Source organism: Bradyrhizobium sp. MV1.5 (genome assembly GCF_055807615.1).
On record NZ_JBVVPL010000022.1, the window covers coordinates 33530 to 50959 of the forward strand.

Below are 17430 nucleotides of genomic sequence, written 5' to 3' on the forward strand. Positions count from 1 at the left end.
GCTTACCTGAACGTCTTGCGCGGATCGAAGGCGTCGCGCACGGCCTCGCCGATGAAGATCAAGAGCGACAGCATGATCGCGACCGAGAAGAAGCCGGAGAAACCGAGCCAGGGCGCCTGCACGTTGGACTTGCCCTGCGACAGCAGCTCGCCGAGCGACGGCGAGCCGGGCGGCAGTCCGAACCCCAGGAAATCGAGCGCCGTCAGCGTCATCACCGAACTCGACACGATGAACGGCAGGAACGTCATGGTCGCGACCATCGCGTTCGGCAACAGATGCCGGAACATGATGACCTTGTTCGACACCCCGAGCGCCCGCGCCGCCTGGATGTACTCGAAATTGCGCCCGCGCAGGAATTCCGCGCGCACGAGTCCGACCAGCGACACCCAGGAAAACAACAGCAGGATGCCGAGAAGCACGAAGAAGCCGGGCACCAGCACCGACGACAGGATCAGCAGCAGATAGAGCGATGGAATCGCGGTCCATATCTCGATGAAGCGCTGGAACAACAGGTCGATCCAGCCGCCGAAATAGCCCTGCACCGCGCCGGCCGCGATGCCGACGACGGAAGAGACGATGGTCAGGCAGAGGCCGAACAGCACCGAGATGCGGAAGCCGTAGATCAGCCGCGCGACCACGTCGCGGCCCTGATCGTCGGTGCCGAGCCAGTTGTATTCGAGATCGCGGCAGCTCTTGAGGCCCTTCTTCTCGACGACGGGCTTGCACTGCGCTTCCGTCAACATCCATGTTGGCGGCGACGGCGCCGGCGTCGGCAGATCGAGATTGTGGGTGTCGTAGGAATAGCGGATCAGCGGCCAGACGATGCTGCCGCCCTTGTCTCTGATCAGCTTCTGCAAATAGGGATCGCGATAGTCGGCCGCCGTTTCGAAGTCGCCGCCAAAAGTGGTTTCCGAATAGGTGACGACGGACGGCCAATAGAGGTGGCCATCATATTTGATCAGGAACGGCCGGTCGTTGGCGATCAGCTCGGCGAACAGCGACACCACAAACAGGATCAGGAAGATCCAGAACGACCAATAACCGCGCCGGTTCGCCTTGAAATTCTGCCATCGGCGTCTGTTGAGCGGCGATGGCACGAACGGTTTGCGCGTGATCGGCACGGCATTGCCGAGCGGCGACTTCGCAGTGGTTTCGATCGGCGTGGTGGGGACAGCCAGCGTCATCAGACCTCCCGCGCCTCGAAATCGATTCGCGGATCGATCCACATATAGGTCAGGTCAGAGATCAGGTTGATCACGAGGCCGACGAGCGAAAAGATGAAGAGCGTGCCGAACACCACGGGGTAGTCGCGGTTGAGAACGCTCTCGAAACTGAGCAGCCCCAGCCCGTCCAGCGAGAAGATGGTCTCGATCAGAAGCGAGCCCGAGAAGAAGGCGTGAATGAAGGTGCTGGGAAAGCCGGCGATGACGATCAGCATCGCGTTGCGGAAGACGTGACCATAGAGCACCCGATTCTCGCTGCAGCCTTTCGCGCGCGCGGTCATCACATATTGCTTGCGGATCTCGTCCAAAAACGAGTTTTTGGTCAGGAACGTCATGGTGGTGAACGCGCCGAGTCCCATGGCGATCAGCGGCAGCGTCAAATGCCAGAAGTAATCGATGATCTTCCAGTACCACGGAAACTGCGACCAGCCGTCCGACGTTAGTCCGCGCAGTGGGAACCAGTTGAAGAACGAACCGCCGGCAAACAGGATGATCAGGAGGATCGCGAACAGGAAGCCGGGTATGGCATAGCCGAGCACGAGCACGCTCGACGTCCAGGTGTCGAAGCGCGTCCCGTCCCTCACCGCCTTGCGGATGCCGAGCGGAATCGAGATCAGGTAGGTCAGCAGCGTCAGCCAGATGCCGAGCGAGATCGAGACCGGCAACTTCTCCTTGACGAGCTGCAGGACGCTGACGTCGCGAAAATAGCTCTTGCCAAAATCGAAGCGAGCGAAGTTCCAGACCATCAGCGCGAAGCGCTCCGGGGCCGGCTTGTCGAAGCCGAACTGCACTTCCAGCTTCTTGATGAAATCGGGATCGAGGCCTTGCGCGCCGCGATATTTCGAATTGATGGCGTCACCGCCGGCCCCCAGCTGCCCCGGGGCGCGCTGCGCAAAGTCGCTGCCGCCCGAGATGCGCGAGGTCCCGCCGGTGTCGGCGCCCGAGAGCTGCGCGATCACGCGCTCGACCGGGCCGCCCGGCGCGAACTGCACGACGATGAAGGAGACGAAGAGGATCCCGAGCAAGGTCGGGATCATCAGCAGGATGCGGCGGGCGATATAGGCGCTCATGGCTGCTTCGCCTGCTCGAGCCTAGCGGCCTTGCCGCCATCGTACCACCAGATATCGGGGGCGCCGACGCCGTTGGCATAACGCGGCGGCTTCTGCGGATGGCCGAATTGGTCCCAATAAGCAAGCCGATGCGTCTTGTTGTACCATTGCGGCACCCAATAACGGCCGGCACGGAACAGGCGATCGAAGGCGCGGCAGGCGACGGTCAATTCCTCGCGGCTGTCGGCCGCCATGATCTTCTCGATCATGGCATCGATGGCCGGACTGGCGACGCCCGCGAGATTGTACGAGCCCTTGGTTGCCGCGACCTGCGACGAGAAGAAGGAGCGCATGGCATCGCCCGGCGTTGCCGACATGCTGAAGCGCTGGATCGTCAGATCGAAGTCGAAATCTTCCTGGCGCGCCTTGTGTTGCACGGCATCGACGAGACGCACGCTCGCTTCGATGCCGAGCGTCGCGAGATTTTTGATGTAGGGCCCATGGTGCGGCTGGAACGAAGGCTCGTCCAACAGAAATTCGATCCTGAAGATCTCGCCGTTCGGCAGCATCCTCTTGCCGTCCTTGATCGGCAGGCCGGCCTCGCTGAGCAATTGCTGCGCCTTGCGCAACAGGCTGCGGTCCTGCCCGGAGCCGTCCGAGACCGGCGGCGTGAACGGTGCGACGAACACCTCGTCGGGAACCTGGCCGCGAAACGGTTCCAGCAGCTTCAGCTCTTCCGGCGGCGGAGGCCCGTCGCTCGCCATAAGGTCCGAGTTCTGAAATGGCGACACCGTGCGGGCATAAGCACCGTACATGATGGTCTTGTTGGTCCACTCGAAGTCGAAGGCGTCGATCAGTGCCTCGCGCACGCGAGGATCCCTGAACTTGTCGCGCCGCGTGTTGATGAACCATCCTTGCGCGCCGGAGGGCGTGTCGTCGGGCACGACCTCCATCTTGACGCGACCGTCCTTCACGGCAGGAAAATCATAACGCGTCGCCCAGAGGCGGGAGGTGAACTCCTCGCGGTAGAGATAGTTCTTGCCGGTGAAACCCTCGAAGGCGACATCGCGGTCGCGGTAGAATTCGTAGCGCACGACGTCGAAATTGTAGCTGCCGCGACAGGGGGGCAGATCGGCAGCCCACCAGTCCTTGACGCGCTCGTATTCGATATAGCGGTTGACCTCGAACTTGCCGACCTTGTACGGGCCCGAGCCCAACGGGATATCGAGCGACGTTTCGTCGAAGGCGCGAGAGGCATAATACGCTTTCGAGAAGATCGGCAGGCTCGCCACATAGAGTGGCACGTCACGCGCGCGTCCCTTGGCGAAGGTCACAACAAGTGTTGCATCGTCAACGGCTTCCGCGCTGACCATGTCGCGCATCTGCACGATGATCAGCGGATGGCCTTTCGTCTTCAGCGACGTCAGCGAAAACGCCACATCGTGAGCAGTGAGCTTGGTGCCGTCATGGAATTTCGCCTCGGGCCGCATCGTGAAGCGATAGACCAGCCTGTCTGCCGATATCTTTACAGACTTGGCGGCAAGCCCGTACATCCCGTCCGGCTCGTCATTGGCTCGCAGCATCAGCGGCGCAAAGGTCATGTCCATGCCCTGCGCGCCATCGCCTTTGAGGATGAAGGCATTGAGCGAGTTGAAGGTCTGGTAGGATTGGTTGTAGGCGCGCACCGACGGGATAAGCGAGAAAGTGCCGCCCTTCGGCGCCTCGACATTGACGTAGTCGAAGTGATGGAAGTCGGCGGGATATTTGAGGTCGCCGAAGGCCGACATGCCATGGCCCTCGGCAGGCATCTCGGACGCTGCCGCACCCCGGAGCCAGGCGGCGCTGAACGCGCCACCGGCACCCAGAGCCAGCACATGCCGGCGTGAAAGCTGCGCCATGCGAGAAATGTCCTTCACGACTTCTTTGCGATCCGCGCCGCCTTGTCCGCGTCGTACCACCAGATGAACGGAAAGCCGGACTGACCGTATTTGGGCAATTCCGCCGGCCGGCCGAACCGATCCCAGCGCGCGGTGCGGACCTTCGTATAAGTCCACTGCGGTACGACGTAGTGATTCCACAGCAGCACGCGGTCGAGTGCCTTGGTTGCCGCGACGAGATCGTCGCGACCCTTGGCGTAGATCACCCGCTCGATCAGCTTGTCGACCGCCGGATTCTTGATGCCGGTAATGTTGCGCGAACCCGCGATGTCGGCCGTCTTCGACGACCAGAATTCGCGCTGCTCGTTGCCCGGCGACTGCGACTCGCCCCAGGAGTTGGTGACGATATCGAAATCCCACTCGCGCGTCCTGTTCTCGTACTGAGTGGGATCCACCGTCCGCACGCTGACGGCAATGCCGAGCCGTTCCAGCGACGGCTTGTAGAATAGCGTGATCCGCTCGAAGCTCGGATCCGAGTTCAACAATTCCAAGGAGAACTGCGTGCCGGTCTTCACGTCGACCAGCTTGCGGTCGCGCACCTCATAGCCGGCTTCCTTGAACAGCCGCAGCGCCTCGCGCAGATTGTCGCGCACGGCTTCCGGACTGCCGCCGACCGGGTTGGTATAGGCCGTGGTGAAGACTTCGGGCGGGACCTCGGCGCGGACCGTATCGAGAATCTCGAGCTCTTTTCCCTGCGGCAGCCCGGTCGCCATCAGCTCATCGATGCCGTCGAAATAACTGCTGATACGCTTGTACTGGCCGTAGAAGATCTGCTTGTTCATCTCCTCGAAGTCGAACGCGTAATTGAGCGCACGTCGCACGCGCGGATCTTTGAACTTGGCGCGGCGCAGGTTCGGCACGAAGGCCTGCATGACGCCCGAGCTGCGATTGGCGAACTCCTCGAGGATCACGCGCTTGTCGGTGACGGCCGGGAAGTCGTAGGCCGTTGCCCAATTTTTCGCGCTGTTCTCGGTGCGCCAATCGACCTGATCGGCCTTGAAAGCCTCGATCGCCACGGTGGCGTCGCGGAAATACTCATAGCGCAGCTCGTCGAAATTATTTCGGCCCACATTGGCCGCGAGGTCGCGCCCCCAATAATCCTTGACGCGCTCCAGCACGATCGACCGTCCGGCAACGAATTCCTTGACCCTGTAGGGGCCCGAACCCAGCGGCACTTCGAGCGTGGTGGCGGAGACATCGCGCTTCCGGCCCTGCGCGTCCGTGCCCTCCCACCAATGCTTCGGCAGGACCGTGAGCTGCCCGACGATCTGCGGCAATTCGCGGTTGCCTGGCGCGTCGAACACGAATTTTACCTCGCGCTCCCCGACCTTCTCGGCTTTCACCACATGGCTGTAATAGGCCGAGTACATCGGGTGGTGCTTCTTGAAGGAATCGAGCGAGAAGATCACGTCGTCCGCGGTAACAGGCTTGCCGTCATGCCATTTGGCTTGCGGCCGCAAGCGGTAGGTCACGAAGGAGAAATCATCCGGATGGCTGACGGCCTCGGCCAGCGCGCCGTATTCGGTCGAGACTTCGTCGAGCGCGGCCGTCGTGAGGGATTCGTAGATGAATGCTACGGCACCGGCGACTTGCCCCTTCACACCGGAGACGACGATGTTGAAATTGTCGAATGTGCCGACGGCGATCTGGCGTGCGACGCCGCCTTTTGGCGCTTCCGGATTGACGTAGTCGAAGCGCTTGAAGTCCGCTGGGTATTTGACCTGTCCGAACAGCGACAGCGCGTGTCGCCAGGTGGGCTCGCCGGCGGATTGCGCGTGTGCCGCGCCGACGCCGGGAAGACCCCCTACGGAACCAAGGGCGGGGAGCGTTGCGGCAGCAGTGCCGGTGAGCAGGAGATCGCGTCGGGTAAGGGCCAAATCAACATTCCTGTCTTGAAGGAGGCTACTCCTTTAAGTTCCCAATATAGGCGAGGTTTCGACGGAATATGTTGCTTTTTCCTCATCTTGGAAGGCCGGCTGGCTGATGGCTGCGGCCAAACGCCCCGATAACAACGCCGCGAGGCCCGGATAAGCAAACGGCCAGGCTTTTCAGCCTGGCCGCGTACTAAGATCGGAGTCGATAGGCCTTACTTCGCCGCCGTGGGCAGCGGCTTCGGGCTGTCGGAGAGACTGTTCAGGTAAGCGATCACGTCGGCGCGCTCGCTATCCTTCGGGATGCCGGCAAAGCCCATCGCCGTGCCCGGCACAGCCGCCTTGGGATTTGCGATGAACTTGTTGAGGGCTTCGAAATCCCAGGTGCCGCCCTTGGCCTTCATCGCGGCCGAGAAGTTGAAGCCGCCGCGGCCCTCGCCGACGTGGTCGCCGACAACGCCGTAGAGGTTCGGACCGACACGGTTCGGGCCGCCCTTCTCGAAGGTGTGGCAGGCGCCGCACTTCTTGGCGGCGGAGGCGCCCTTCTCGACCGAGGCGGTCTGGAGCAGCTTTTCGATCGGTTCGGCGGCCGCGGGGGCAGCGCCGCCTTCCTTGCCGTGACCGGCGTCTTCCTTCACCGCGATCTCGAAACCCGGCTTTTCCGGCATCTTGGGCGAGAACAACGCCTGGGCGGTGAAGCTCGTCACCAGCAAAAGGAGACAGGTGCCGAGCACGGCACCGAGAATCTTGTTCAGTTCGAAAGAGTCCATTTCCGGCCAGGCCCCACACCGCAAGAAGGATCGAGCGGCCCAATGCGGCCGCCAGGACGAGCCTCGGAGAATCAACGTTCCTTACTGTTTCCCCGAGTTTTGCCATTGAGATATCGGTTTGCCCGGGGTCTGGCAACCCGTATAAGCGAGCGGGCTTCACGCCCGTCCCCACCCGATTTCTCGGCGCGGAAAACGCCCCGTTTCCAGGCCCTTGACCGATGATCGATCCCCGCATCCTGGTGCTAATTCCGGCCCGCATGGCCGCCACCCGCCTGCCCGGCAAGCCGCTCGCCGATATCGCGGGGCAGCCGATGATCGTGCACGTGATGCGCCGCGCCGAGGCCGCCGGCATCGGTCGGGTCGCGGTCGCAACCGACACCGCGGAGATCGCGTCCGTCGTGACCGCCAATGGCGGCGAGGCGGTGATGACCCGCCCGGAGCACCCGTCCGGCTCCGATCGCATCCACGAGGCCATGCAGAAGCTCGATCCGGACGGCAAGGCCGAAATCGTGGTCAATCTGCAGGGCGATTTCCCGACCATCACGATCGACAACATCCGCGAGGTGCTGCCGCCGCTGCAAGACCCTGACGTGGATATCGCGACGCTGGCTTCGCAGATCCATACGGAGGAGGAGGACCTCGCGCCGAGCGTCGTGAAGGCGATCGGGACCTCGCTCGGCGGCAGACGCATGCGCGCGCTTTATTTCACCCGCGCAACGGCGCCGACCGGCGACGGGCCGCGTTACCACCATATCGGCCTCTACGCCTATCGCCGCGCCGCGCTGGAGCGCTACGTCCGGCTTCCGCCTTCGCCGCTGGAACTGCAGGAGAAGCTCGAGCAGCTCCGGGCGCTCGAGGCCGGAATGCGCATCGACTTCACCATCGTCGATACCGTGCCCCGCGGGGTCGACACGCCGGCGGACCTGGAAACGGCCCGCAGCATCCTTTCCAAATCCTGAGCCGCTGTTACAAGACCGAGCATGAGCAAGCTGAAAATCGCATTCCAGGGCGAGCCTGGCGCCAATTCCCACATCGCCATCGTCGAGGCCTATCCTGACGCCGAGCCGATGCCCTGCGCCACCTTCGAGGACGCCTTGTCGGCGATCTCGTCGGGCGAAGCCGACCTCGGTATGATCCCGATCGAGAATTCGGTCGCGGGCCGCGTCGCCGACATCCATCATTTGCTGCCGGCCTCCGGCCTCTTCATCATCGGCGAATGGTTTCTGCCGGTCCGGCATCAGCTGATGGCGGTGAAGGGGACCAGGCTCGAAGACATCAAGAGCGTCGAGAGCCATGTGCACGCGCTCGGTCAATGCCGGCGCATCATTCGCAAGCTCGGCATCAAGCCGATCGTGCACGCCGACACCGCCGGCAGCGCCCGCGACATTTCCGAGCGCAACGACAAGACCGTGGCTGCGATCGCCTCGCGCCTCGCCGCAAAAATCTACGGCCTCGACATTTTGGCCGAGGACATCGAGGACGAGGCCCATAACACCACGCGCTTCGTGCTGCTCGCGCGCGAACCGAAATGGGCCGCACAGGGCTCCGGTCCGCTGGTCACGACTTTTGTATTCCGGGTGCGCAATTTGCCGGCCGCGCTCTACAAGGCGCTCGGTGGCTTTGCCACCAACGGCGTCAACATGACCAAGCTCGAGAGCTACATGGTCGACGGCAATTTCTTCGCCACCCAGTTTTACGCCGACGTCGACGGCCACCCCGAGGACAAGGGCCTCGCGTTCGCGATCGAGGAGCTGAAATTCTTCTCACGCGAATTCCGCATCGTCGGCGTGTATCCGGGTCACCCGTTCCGCGCGACGATGGAGTAGTTTCGCGTCCCGGGCGCGCGAAGCGCGAGCCGGGGCACGAGAGCTTTATCCGACCGCCTTAAGCCCGAACGCCTCCGCCAGCAGCGAATACGATTTCTTGCGCGCCTCGTGATCATACACAGCGGTGATCACCATCAACTCGTCCGGCTTGCTCGCGTCGATCAGTGGCTGGAGCGTCTTCCGCACGGTTGCAGGGCTGCCGACGAACAGGCGCGAGCGGTTGCGCTGGATCGAGGTGCGCTCCGAGTCGGTATAGGGATAGGCCAGCGCCTCCTCGACGCTCGGCAGTGGAAGATACTGGCCGCGGTCGCGGCGCAGGCGGTTGAGGTCGAAAGACGCGGAGAGCTTTTCGGCTTCGTCATCCGTATCGGCCGTGATGACGGCGACCGCGAGGATCGCGCGCGGGATCGCGCTCCAGGCCGAGGGCTGAAAACGATTGCGATAATGCACCATCGCATCGATCGCATCATGGGACGCAAAATGATGGGCGAATGCGAAGCCCATGCCGACCTGCGCAGCGAGCTCCGACGAATAATCGCTGGAGCCGAGCAGCCAGATCGGCGGCAACGGCGTATCGTCGGGCATCGCGACGACATTGTGGTAGGGATGGCCCGAGGGGAATTCACGGGTCTGCCACAGGATCAATTCGTGCAGCCGCTCTAGGAAATCGTCGCCTTCGCGACGGTCGAGCCGGCTTCGCAGCGCATAGGCCGTGGCACCGTCAGTCCCGGGGGCGCGTCCGAGGCCGAGGTCGATACGGCCGGGAAACAACGCCTCCAGCATCTTGAAGCGCTCGGCCACGACCAGCGGCGCGTGATTGGGCAGCATCACGCCGCCGGAGCCGACGCGGATGTGCTTGGTCACCGCCGCGATCTGCCCGATCATCACGTCGGGCGCCGGACTCGCGACGGAGGCGAGGTTGTGATGCTCGGCGAGCCAGTAGCGGACATAGCCGAGTCCGTCGACATGGCGCGCCAGGTCGATGCTGTTGCGCAGCGCCGCGGCGGGCTTTGTGCCAGTTGTGACGACGGAGAGGTCGAGGACTGAGAGCGGGATCATGGCGCGCTAACGTAGTGGAGAGCGGCGCAGCGGCAATGGGCAGGGCGCGCAGGTCTGACGTGCAGGCCGCGGGCTCGCGCGCCTTCGCCGCAGCGTTGGGACGATTACCGCCCTTACATTATGATTTTCATATTGCCCACCGATAAATACGCAACGAGCAAGCCGCCATCTTTTGTTATTTATCTGACAAGACAAAAGATTTAGTTGAAAGCGATCTTCCCACCTTGACCTCATACCTCAGACTTTTTTAATCGATGTGCAGAAAGTGGGCAATTTCCCATCTCTGATGGGCTGTCGAGTGCGGCCGTTTTGGCTTATCTTAGCCTCTCCCAATCTAGACCTGACCGCCGAACCGCCAACGACCCGGCGAGCCCCTGGAGTGAGTGGTGCCCATGACTGACGTGACGACGACTGCCCATACCGACGGGCAAGACGGGCACCTGAAGCGGCCTGCGATTTCCTTCGAGTTCTTTCCGCCCAAGACCGAAGATATGGAGCGCAATCTCTGGGACACCATCAACCGGCTGGCCCCGCTCGACCCGAAATTCGTCTCGGTCACCTATGGCGCCGGCGGCTCGACCCGTGAGCGCACCCACTCGACCATCTCGCGCATCCTCAAGGAGACCGCGCTGCTGCCGGCCGCGCACCTGACCTGCGTCGGCGCCTCGCGCGGGGAGATCGACGAGATCGTCGACCGCTATCACGAGGTCGGCGTACGCCACATCGTGGCCTTGCGCGGCGATCCCGCGGGCGGCATCGGCACGGCCTATTCCAGCCATCCCGATGGCTACCAGAGCTCCGCCGACCTCGTCGCCGGCATCAAGAAGCGGCACGGCGATATCGAGGTGTCGGTCTCGGCGTACCCTGAGAAGCACCCGGACGCGCGCGACTTCGACGATGACATCGACACGCTGCAGGCCAAGGTCGATGCGGGTGCGACCCGCGCGATCACGCAGGTGTTCTTCGATAACGACCTCTACTTCCGCTATCTCGACCGCGTCCGCGCGCGCGGGATCAACATTCCGATCGTGCCGGGCATCATGCCCATGCATAATTTCAAGCAGGCTCGCAATTTCGTCACCCGCAACGGCACCTCGGTGCCGGACTGGTTCGCCGCGAAGTTCGAGGGCCTCGATGAAGACGCCGAGACCCGCAAGCTGGTGGCGGCCACCGTCGCGGCCGGCCAGGTGCAGAAGCTGGCGAAGCACGGCGTCGACACCTTCCATTTCTACACCATGAACCGCGCCGATCTCGTGTTCGCGATCAGCCATTTGCTCGGCATCCGCGCCAAGAGCGCGCAGAAGGCGGCTTAAGACACCATGACCGTATCCACCTCTCCCAAGCGAACCGCCCTGCTCGACGCCGCGCGTGAGCGCATTCTCGTGCTCGACGGCGCCATGGGGACAATGATCCAGAACCTCCAGTTCGACGAAGCCGCCTTCCGCGGCGAGCGCTTCAAGACCTTCCATCGCGATCTGCGCGGCAACAACGACCTCCTGATCCTGACCCAGCCGCAGGCGATCGAGGACATCCACGCCGCCTATCTGCGTGCCGGCGCCGACATCGTCGCGACCAACACCTTCTCCACGACGTCGATCGCCCAGGCCGATTACGATCTCGCCGACATCGTCTATGAGATGGCGCGCGAAGGCGCCCGCCTCGCCGGCAACGCCGCACGCCGCGTCGAGGCCGAGGACGGCAAGCCGCGCTTCGTCGCCGGCGCCATCGGGCCGACCAACCGCACCGCCTCCATCTCGCCCGACGTCTCCAATCCCGGCTACCGCGCCGTCACATTCGACGATCTGCGCAAATCCTATGGCGAGCAGATCAATGGCATGCTCGACGGCGGCGTCGATCTGCTGCTGGTCGAGACCATCTTCGACACGCTGAACGCCAAGGCGGCGCTCTACGCGATCGCCGAGATCACGGAAGAACGCGGCATCGACATGCCTGTGATGGTGTCGGGCACCATCACCGACAAGTCCGGCCGCCTGCTGTCCGGCCAGTTGCCGGAAGCGTTCTGGCATTCGGTGCAGCACGCCAGGCCCGTCACCATCGGCTTCAACTGCGCGCTCGGCGCGGAAGATCTGCGCGCGCATATCGCCGACATCGGCCGCGTCGCCGATACGCTTGTTTGTGCCTATCCCAATGCCGGCCTGCCCAACGAGTTCGGCCAATATGACGAGACGCCGGAATACATGGCCCGCCTGGTCGGCGAGTTCGCGCGCGATGGCCTCGTCAACATCGTCGGCGGCTGCTGCGGCACCACGCCGGACCATATCGCGGCGATTGCGGCTGCGGTCGCGCCGCACAAGCCGCGCATCGTGCCGGAGATCGAACCTCGCTTGCGGCTTTCCGGCCTCGAGCCGTTCATCCTGACCGACGCGATTCCTTTCGTGAACGTCGGCGAGCGCACCAACGTCACGGGCTCCGCCCGCTTCCGCAAGCTGGTCACCGCCGGCGACTACACCGCCGCGCTGCAGGTCGCCCGCGACCAGGTCGAGAACGGCGCGCAGATCATCGACGTCAACATGGACGAGGGGCTTCTGGACTCGGAAGCCGCGATGGTGACCTTCCTCAACCTCGTCGCCGCCGAGCCCGACATCGCCCGCGTCCCCGTCATGGTCGATTCCTCGAAATTCTCCGTGATCGAGGCCGGCCTGAAATGCGTGCAGGGCAAGCCGGTCGTCAATTCGATCTCCATGAAGGAAGGCGAGGACAAGTTCATTCACGAGGCCAAGGTCGCCCGCCGTCACGGCGCGGCTGTCGTGGTGATGGCGTTCGACGAGGTCGGCCAGGCCGATACGTTCGCCCGCAAGACCGAGATCTGCAAGCGCGCCTACGACATCCTGGTGAACCGCGTCGGCTTCCCGCCGGCGGACATCATCTTCGATCCGAATATTTTCGCGATCGCAACCGGCATCGAAGAACACAACAATTACGGCGTCGACTTCATCGAGGCGACGCGCTGGATCCGCAAGAATCTGCCGGGTGCGCATATCTCGGGCGGTGTGTCCAATTTGTCGTTCTCGTTCCGCGGCAACGAGCCGGTGCGCGAGGCCATGCACTCGGTGTTCCTGTATCACGCCATCAAGGCCGGCATGGACATGGGCATCGTCAACGCCGGGCAGATGATCGTCTATGACGACATCGATCCCGAGTTGCGCCAGGTGTGCGAGGACGTCATCCTCAACCGCGACCCCGGTGCGTCCGAGCGTCTGCTGGCGCTCGCGGAACGATTCCGCGGCAACAAGACCCAGACCAAGGAAGCCGATCTCACCTGGCGCGAATGGCCGGTGGCGAAGCGGCTGTCGCACGCCCTGGTGCATGGGATCACCGAGTTCATCGAGCAGGATACCGAAGAAGCGCGCAAGGCCTCCAAGCGCCCGCTCGACGTGATCGAGGGCCCGCTGATGGCCGGCATGAACGTGGTCGGCGATCTCTTCGGCGACGGCAAGATGTTCCTGCCGCAGGTGGTGAAATCGGCACGCGTGATGAAGCAGGCGGTCGCCTGGCTGATGCCGTTCATGGAGGAGGAGAAGGCGCGCAATCTCGCCAACGGCATCGGCACGGAAGGCTCCTCGTCCGCCGGCAAGATCGTGCTCGCGACCGTCAAGGGCGACGTCCACGACATCGGCAAGAACATCGTCGGCATCGTGCTCCAGTGCAACAATTACGAGGTGATCGACCTCGGCGTGATGGTGCCCGCAGCCAAGATCGTCGAGACCGTGAAGGCGGAGAAGGCCGACATCGTCGGACTGTCCGGCCTGATCACGCCCTCGCTCGATGAGATGGCGTTTTTCGCCGGCGAATTGCAGCGCGAAGGCCTCAAGCTGCCGCTCTTGATCGGCGGCGCCACCACGAGCCGCGTGCATACCGCGGTCAAGATCGACCCGAGCTATCGCGCCGGTCCCGTCGTGCATGTCAACGACGCCAGCCGTGCGGTCGGCGTCGCCTCCGCGCTGCTGTCGCCCGAGAGGCGCGAGGCCTATGCCGCCGAAGTGCGTGCCGAGTACGCAAAGATTTCGGACGCGCATATGCGCGCCCAGGCCGACAAGAAGCGGCTGAAGCTGGCGACCGCCCGCGCCAACCGCGTGCCGGTCGATTTTGCCGCCAACAAGCCGGTGAAGCCGACCTTCCTCGGCACCAGGAGCTTCGACGACTACGATCTCGCCGAGCTGGTGCCCTATATCGACTGGACGCCGTTCTTCCAGACCTGGGAGCTCGCCGGGCGCTTCCCCGCCATCCTTAACGATGTCAAGGTCGGCGAAGTCGCGCGCTCGCTCTACGACGACGCGCGAAAGATGCTCGACCTGATCGTCAAGGAGAAATGGTTCCGCGCGCGGGCCACCGTCGGCTTCTGGCCCGCCAATGCGCAGGGCGACGACATCGTGCTCTATGCCGACGAGAGCCGGACCAGGACGATCGCGACGCTGCACACGCTGCGCCAGCAGCTCGAGAAGCGCGAGGGCCGTTTCAACGCCGCACTCGCCGACTTCGTCGCGCCTGCCGGCACCGGCGTGCCCGATTATGTCGGCGGCTTCGTCGTCACCGCCGGCATCGGCGAGGATGTGGTCGCCGACCGTTTCAAGATGGCCAATGACGACTATTCCTCGATCCTGTGCAAGGCGCTGGCCGACCGCCTTGCGGAGGCCTTCGCCGAGCGCATGCATGCCCGCGTCCGCCGCGAGTTCTGGGCCTATGCGCCGGACGAGACGCTCTCGACCGACGATCTGATCCTCGAAAAGTATCAGGGCATCCGTCCCGCCCCCGGCTACCCCGCGCAGCCCGATCACACCGAGAAGGCGACGCTGTTCGAACTGCTCGACGCCGAGAACACCGCCGGCGTGAAGCTGACCGAGAGCTTTGCGATGTGGCCGGGCTCTTCCGTGTCGGGGCTCTATCTCGCCAATCCCGAGAGCTATTATTTCGGCGTCGGCAAGATCGAGCGCGATCAGGTCGAGGACTATGCTGCGCGCAAGGGCATGAGCCTCGCCGAGGCCGAGCGCTGGCTCGCGCCGATCCTGAACTACATCCCGGCGCGAGAGAGCGCGAGCGACAAGGCGGCGTTCGCGGCAACACCGGCCAACGACGAAACGTCGAAGGAGCTTGCCTCGCATCCGCCGGGCTGCACCTGCGCGGTGCACCTGGTCTGGCAGAAGAAGCGTGCGGGGGCGGGTTAGGCGCCCTCCAAACAAAAAAGCGAAAATCAACCCCATGCACAGTAGGCATGGGGTTGAAGATGCTCGATAATTTTCGGTCTTGCCGAAATGACTTGCGGCGTCGGGCAAAACACCTGTAACATTCCATCATTGCCGACCGCGTCCGTTTGATACTCGCTGCCTCGTCCGCCGCGATCATGGGCGCATGCCACACGTTCGGTCGAACGTTCTGTGTCGTCCTGGCGAAGGCCAGGATCCATGCGGGCAATGACGGATCAACACACTCCGTCGTTGCGAGCGCAGCGAAGCAATCCAGACTGTCTCCGCGGAGGGATTCTGGATTGCTTCGCTGCGCTCGCAATGACGAGAAGGAAAAAGCCCGTGACCGACAAAGACCTGCACTTCTATGAGCCCGCCAAGGGCCGGGTGATCCATCGGTGACCATCGCAGGCGATACCGAACGACCAGTCTTCGGCAAATGACCCGCTAGGGCAATGGGTCCTGGCTTTCGCCAGGACGACATTGGTGAAGCAACGCCTGGCATGTGCTGGGCAACGCACAGCATCGAACGCAAAGCGTGTTGGCTGCGACCAATGGCGGTCGCCGCCGAAGCGCAGGGGAATCGGATGCTGAACGCCCAACAATTGATGTGGACCCAGATTGCCGCCGGCATCGCCGTGCTGCTGTTTGGATTGACGCTGTTCAACCTGGTCCGCATGCGGGGCCGGATGGTGGCGGCGCGGAGCTGGGACAAGGTGGAGGGCATCATCACGGTCTCCCGGGTCGACCAGCCGGCGACGCATTCCTCGGACGACCGGAACGACGCCAAGCCCATCATCCGCTATCGCTATCAGGCCGGCGGCCAGGAGCTGGAGAGCGACAAGGTCTTTGTCGGCGGCACCGTCATCACGACGAGGGTCCTGGCCGCAAAACTGACCGGACGCTATCCGGTCGGCGCCCATGTCGAGGTCCATGTCGATCCGAAGCAACCGACCGAGGCGCTGCTGGAGCCCGCTGCCGCGCAGAACGTCGCGGCGCTGGTGGCGTTCACGATGGTGTTCGGCGTCATCGCCGCCACCCTGACCGCGCATTCGTTCGCAGGCCACGTGCTCTACGCCGACAATGGCATTCCGCTGTTCGCGTTCGCGGTGCCGATCATCGTGCTCGTGGGCGGGGTGTTCCTCGCCGCCGATTATGTCCGGACGCGCCGGCTGGCGAGCGCCAGCCTGCGCTGGCCGACCGCATCGGGCAGGGTCACCCATTGCGACGTGATCGAGGAAATCGTCGAGGAGAAGACCGAGCACGACAATCGACCGACGACTTCAAAGCTCGTGCACCGCTATCAGGTCGACCTGCGCTACGCCTACAGGGTCGGCAAGCGCGACTTCATCGGCACCGAAGTCGATTGGAACGGCACCATGATCTCCGGCCTGCGCGAGGTCGCCGAAGAGGCCGCGGCGAAATATCGACCTGGGAAGAGCGTCCAGGTCTATTACGATCCGGACCGGCCCGGACAAGCCGTGCTGGAGCCAGCAAGCCGGGAAGGCGCGCTGGGGCCGCTGATCGGCGCCGCGGTCTGCGCGGTTGTCGGCGGCCTTTTTCTGATGATCCTGATCAAGGTCGGGTTTGCGTAGCGGCGCCCTGCGGCAACGCGTGGGGGTCTCTCCGCGTCGGGATTGTCGAGAATTGCGGAGGAAGTCCCTGGGTCGTGAGAGCCCTCACCCGCCGCGCGCGGGACGATGCTGCGCATCGCCCGGGGCGCGTCGGCCTCTCCCGCAAGCGGGAGAGGCGGAGCAAGCCGCGCGGTCCTCGTGAAATCCTCTGCAATTGCGGGAGAGCCTGAAAAAGCCTCACCCCTTCGGTGGTGCCAGCGGTTGCACGATCTCCTTGAACGGCGCCAGCGCCTCGCAGGCGTCGGCGTGCGCCGACAGCGCCGGATACCGCGACGGCTCGAACAATTGAGGGTGCGCCTCGCGGGTGAAGCGGACGACGCAGGCGACCACAATGTCGGCGTGACCGATGCGCTCGCCCAGCCAGTAAGGCGTGGTCACCTTGGCGCGCTCGGCCTCCAGCGCTTTCAGCACGTCCGCGATCTGCGCCTCGCAGCGCTCGACCCACAGCGCAAGCTGCTCCTTTCGCAACACGCGCTCGTAGAGCAGGCTGACCGACTTGTCGCCAAGGCCGGAAGCGAGCGCGCAGATGCGCAAATGATGCCGGCGCTCGGCGCCGGAGCGCGGCAGCATCGCCTTCTCCGGCCCTACCAATTCGTCGAGATAATCGAGGATGACCGTGCTCTCGATCAGCGCCTCGCCGTCGTCGAGCACCAGCGTCGGCACGCGTCGCAGCGGGTTATATGGCGCGATCTTCGCGGCATCGCCGAAGGTCGACCACGGCTTGTGCTCGAAGGCGAGGCCGTAAAGCCGCAGCGCGATCGCGACACGGCGGACGAAGGGGGAGTCGTATTGGCCGATCAGGAACATGGTTTGCGCTCTTCTGGCTTTTGGACGAGGCAGGGCGGATCAGTTTCCACGGC

12 protein-coding genes are annotated in these 17430 nt (G+C 63.6%); 5 read left to right on the plus strand and 7 right to left on the minus strand.

Going from position 1 to position 17430, the window contains the following annotated elements:
• Positions 1–2 precede the first annotated feature (2 nt).
• The 5 genes from AC0L2J_RS20865 to AC0L2J_RS20885 all read right to left on the minus strand — a co-directional run bounded on the left by AC0L2J_RS20865 (position 3) and on the right by AC0L2J_RS20885 (position 6850).
• Positions 3–1184, minus strand: coding sequence for an ABC transporter permease (locus AC0L2J_RS20865; RefSeq protein ID WP_473393740.1), 1182 nt, complete (start codon positions 1182–1184; stop codon positions 3–5).
• Complete coding sequence (locus tag AC0L2J_RS20870; RefSeq protein ID WP_007605353.1) at positions 1184–2293, minus strand: microcin C ABC transporter permease YejB; 1110 nt, start codon at positions 2291–2293, stop codon at positions 1184–1186. Before AC0L2J_RS20870 ends, AC0L2J_RS20865 begins: the two co-directional genes overlap by 1 nt.
• Complete coding sequence (locus AC0L2J_RS20875; RefSeq protein ID WP_473393742.1) at positions 2290–4170, minus strand: extracellular solute-binding protein; 1881 nt, start codon at positions 4168–4170, stop codon at positions 2290–2292. Before AC0L2J_RS20875 ends, AC0L2J_RS20870 begins: the two co-directional genes overlap by 4 nt.
• Before the next feature lie 14 nt (positions 4171–4184).
• On the minus strand, positions 4185–6086 hold the full coding sequence (locus AC0L2J_RS20880) for an extracellular solute-binding protein (RefSeq protein ID WP_473248242.1): 1902 nt from the start codon (positions 6084–6086) through the stop codon (positions 4185–4187).
• Between the two features lie 209 nt (positions 6087–6295).
• Positions 6296–6850 carry a c-type cytochrome gene (locus AC0L2J_RS20885; RefSeq protein ID WP_473248241.1) on the minus strand — a complete coding sequence of 185 codons (555 nt, stop codon included), beginning with the start codon at positions 6848–6850 and terminating at the stop codon, positions 6296–6298.
• Between the two features lie 218 nt (positions 6851–7068).
• Between AC0L2J_RS20885 and AC0L2J_RS20890 the strand changes: the two genes are divergently transcribed.
• Both AC0L2J_RS20890 and AC0L2J_RS20895 read left to right on the plus strand, forming a co-directional pair.
• The gene (locus AC0L2J_RS20890) at positions 7069–7809 is read left to right on the plus strand and encodes a 3-deoxy-manno-octulosonate cytidylyltransferase (protein WP_007605349.1); all 741 of its coding nucleotides are present in this window, start codon (positions 7069–7071) and stop codon (positions 7807–7809) included.
• A 21-nt stretch (positions 7810–7830) separates the two neighbouring features.
• The gene (locus AC0L2J_RS20895) at positions 7831–8676 is read left to right on the plus strand and encodes a prephenate dehydratase (protein ID WP_007605348.1); all 846 of its coding nucleotides are present in this window, start codon (positions 7831–7833) and stop codon (positions 8674–8676) included.
• 45 nt (positions 8677–8721) lie between these two features.
• Here AC0L2J_RS20895 and AC0L2J_RS20900 read toward each other — a convergent pair whose 3' ends face one another.
• Complete coding sequence (locus tag AC0L2J_RS20900) at positions 8722–9735, minus strand: LLM class flavin-dependent oxidoreductase (RefSeq protein ID WP_473393744.1); 1014 nt, start codon at positions 9733–9735, stop codon at positions 8722–8724.
• A gap of 392 nt (positions 9736–10127) precedes the next feature.
• Here AC0L2J_RS20900 and metF point away from each other — a divergent pair, with 392 nt between their 5' ends.
• The 3 genes from metF to AC0L2J_RS20915 all read left to right on the plus strand — a co-directional run bounded on the left by metF (position 10128) and on the right by AC0L2J_RS20915 (position 16531).
• Positions 10128–11048: a methylenetetrahydrofolate reductase [NAD(P)H] gene (gene metF / locus AC0L2J_RS20905; RefSeq protein WP_007605346.1), complete on the plus strand. Its 921-nt coding sequence runs from the start codon at positions 10128–10130 to the stop codon at positions 11046–11048.
• Positions 11049–11054: 6 nt separating this feature from the next.
• Positions 11055–14918, plus strand: a complete 3864-nt coding sequence (metH, locus tag AC0L2J_RS20910; RefSeq protein WP_473393746.1) for a methionine synthase — start codon at positions 11055–11057, stop codon at positions 14916–14918.
• Positions 14919–15523: 605 nt separating this feature from the next.
• A complete protein-coding gene (locus AC0L2J_RS20915; protein WP_088931321.1) occupies positions 15524–16531 on the plus strand; it encodes a DUF3592 domain-containing protein in 1008 nt (335 codons plus the stop codon).
• 216 nt (positions 16532–16747) lie between these two features.
• Here the strand turns inward: AC0L2J_RS20915 and AC0L2J_RS20920 are convergent, their stop codons facing one another.
• Entirely contained in the window at positions 16748–17377 is a 630-nt protein-coding gene (locus tag AC0L2J_RS20920; RefSeq protein ID WP_007605339.1) for a glutathione S-transferase family protein, read from the minus strand.
• Between the last annotated feature and the right edge of the window lie 53 nt (positions 17378–17430).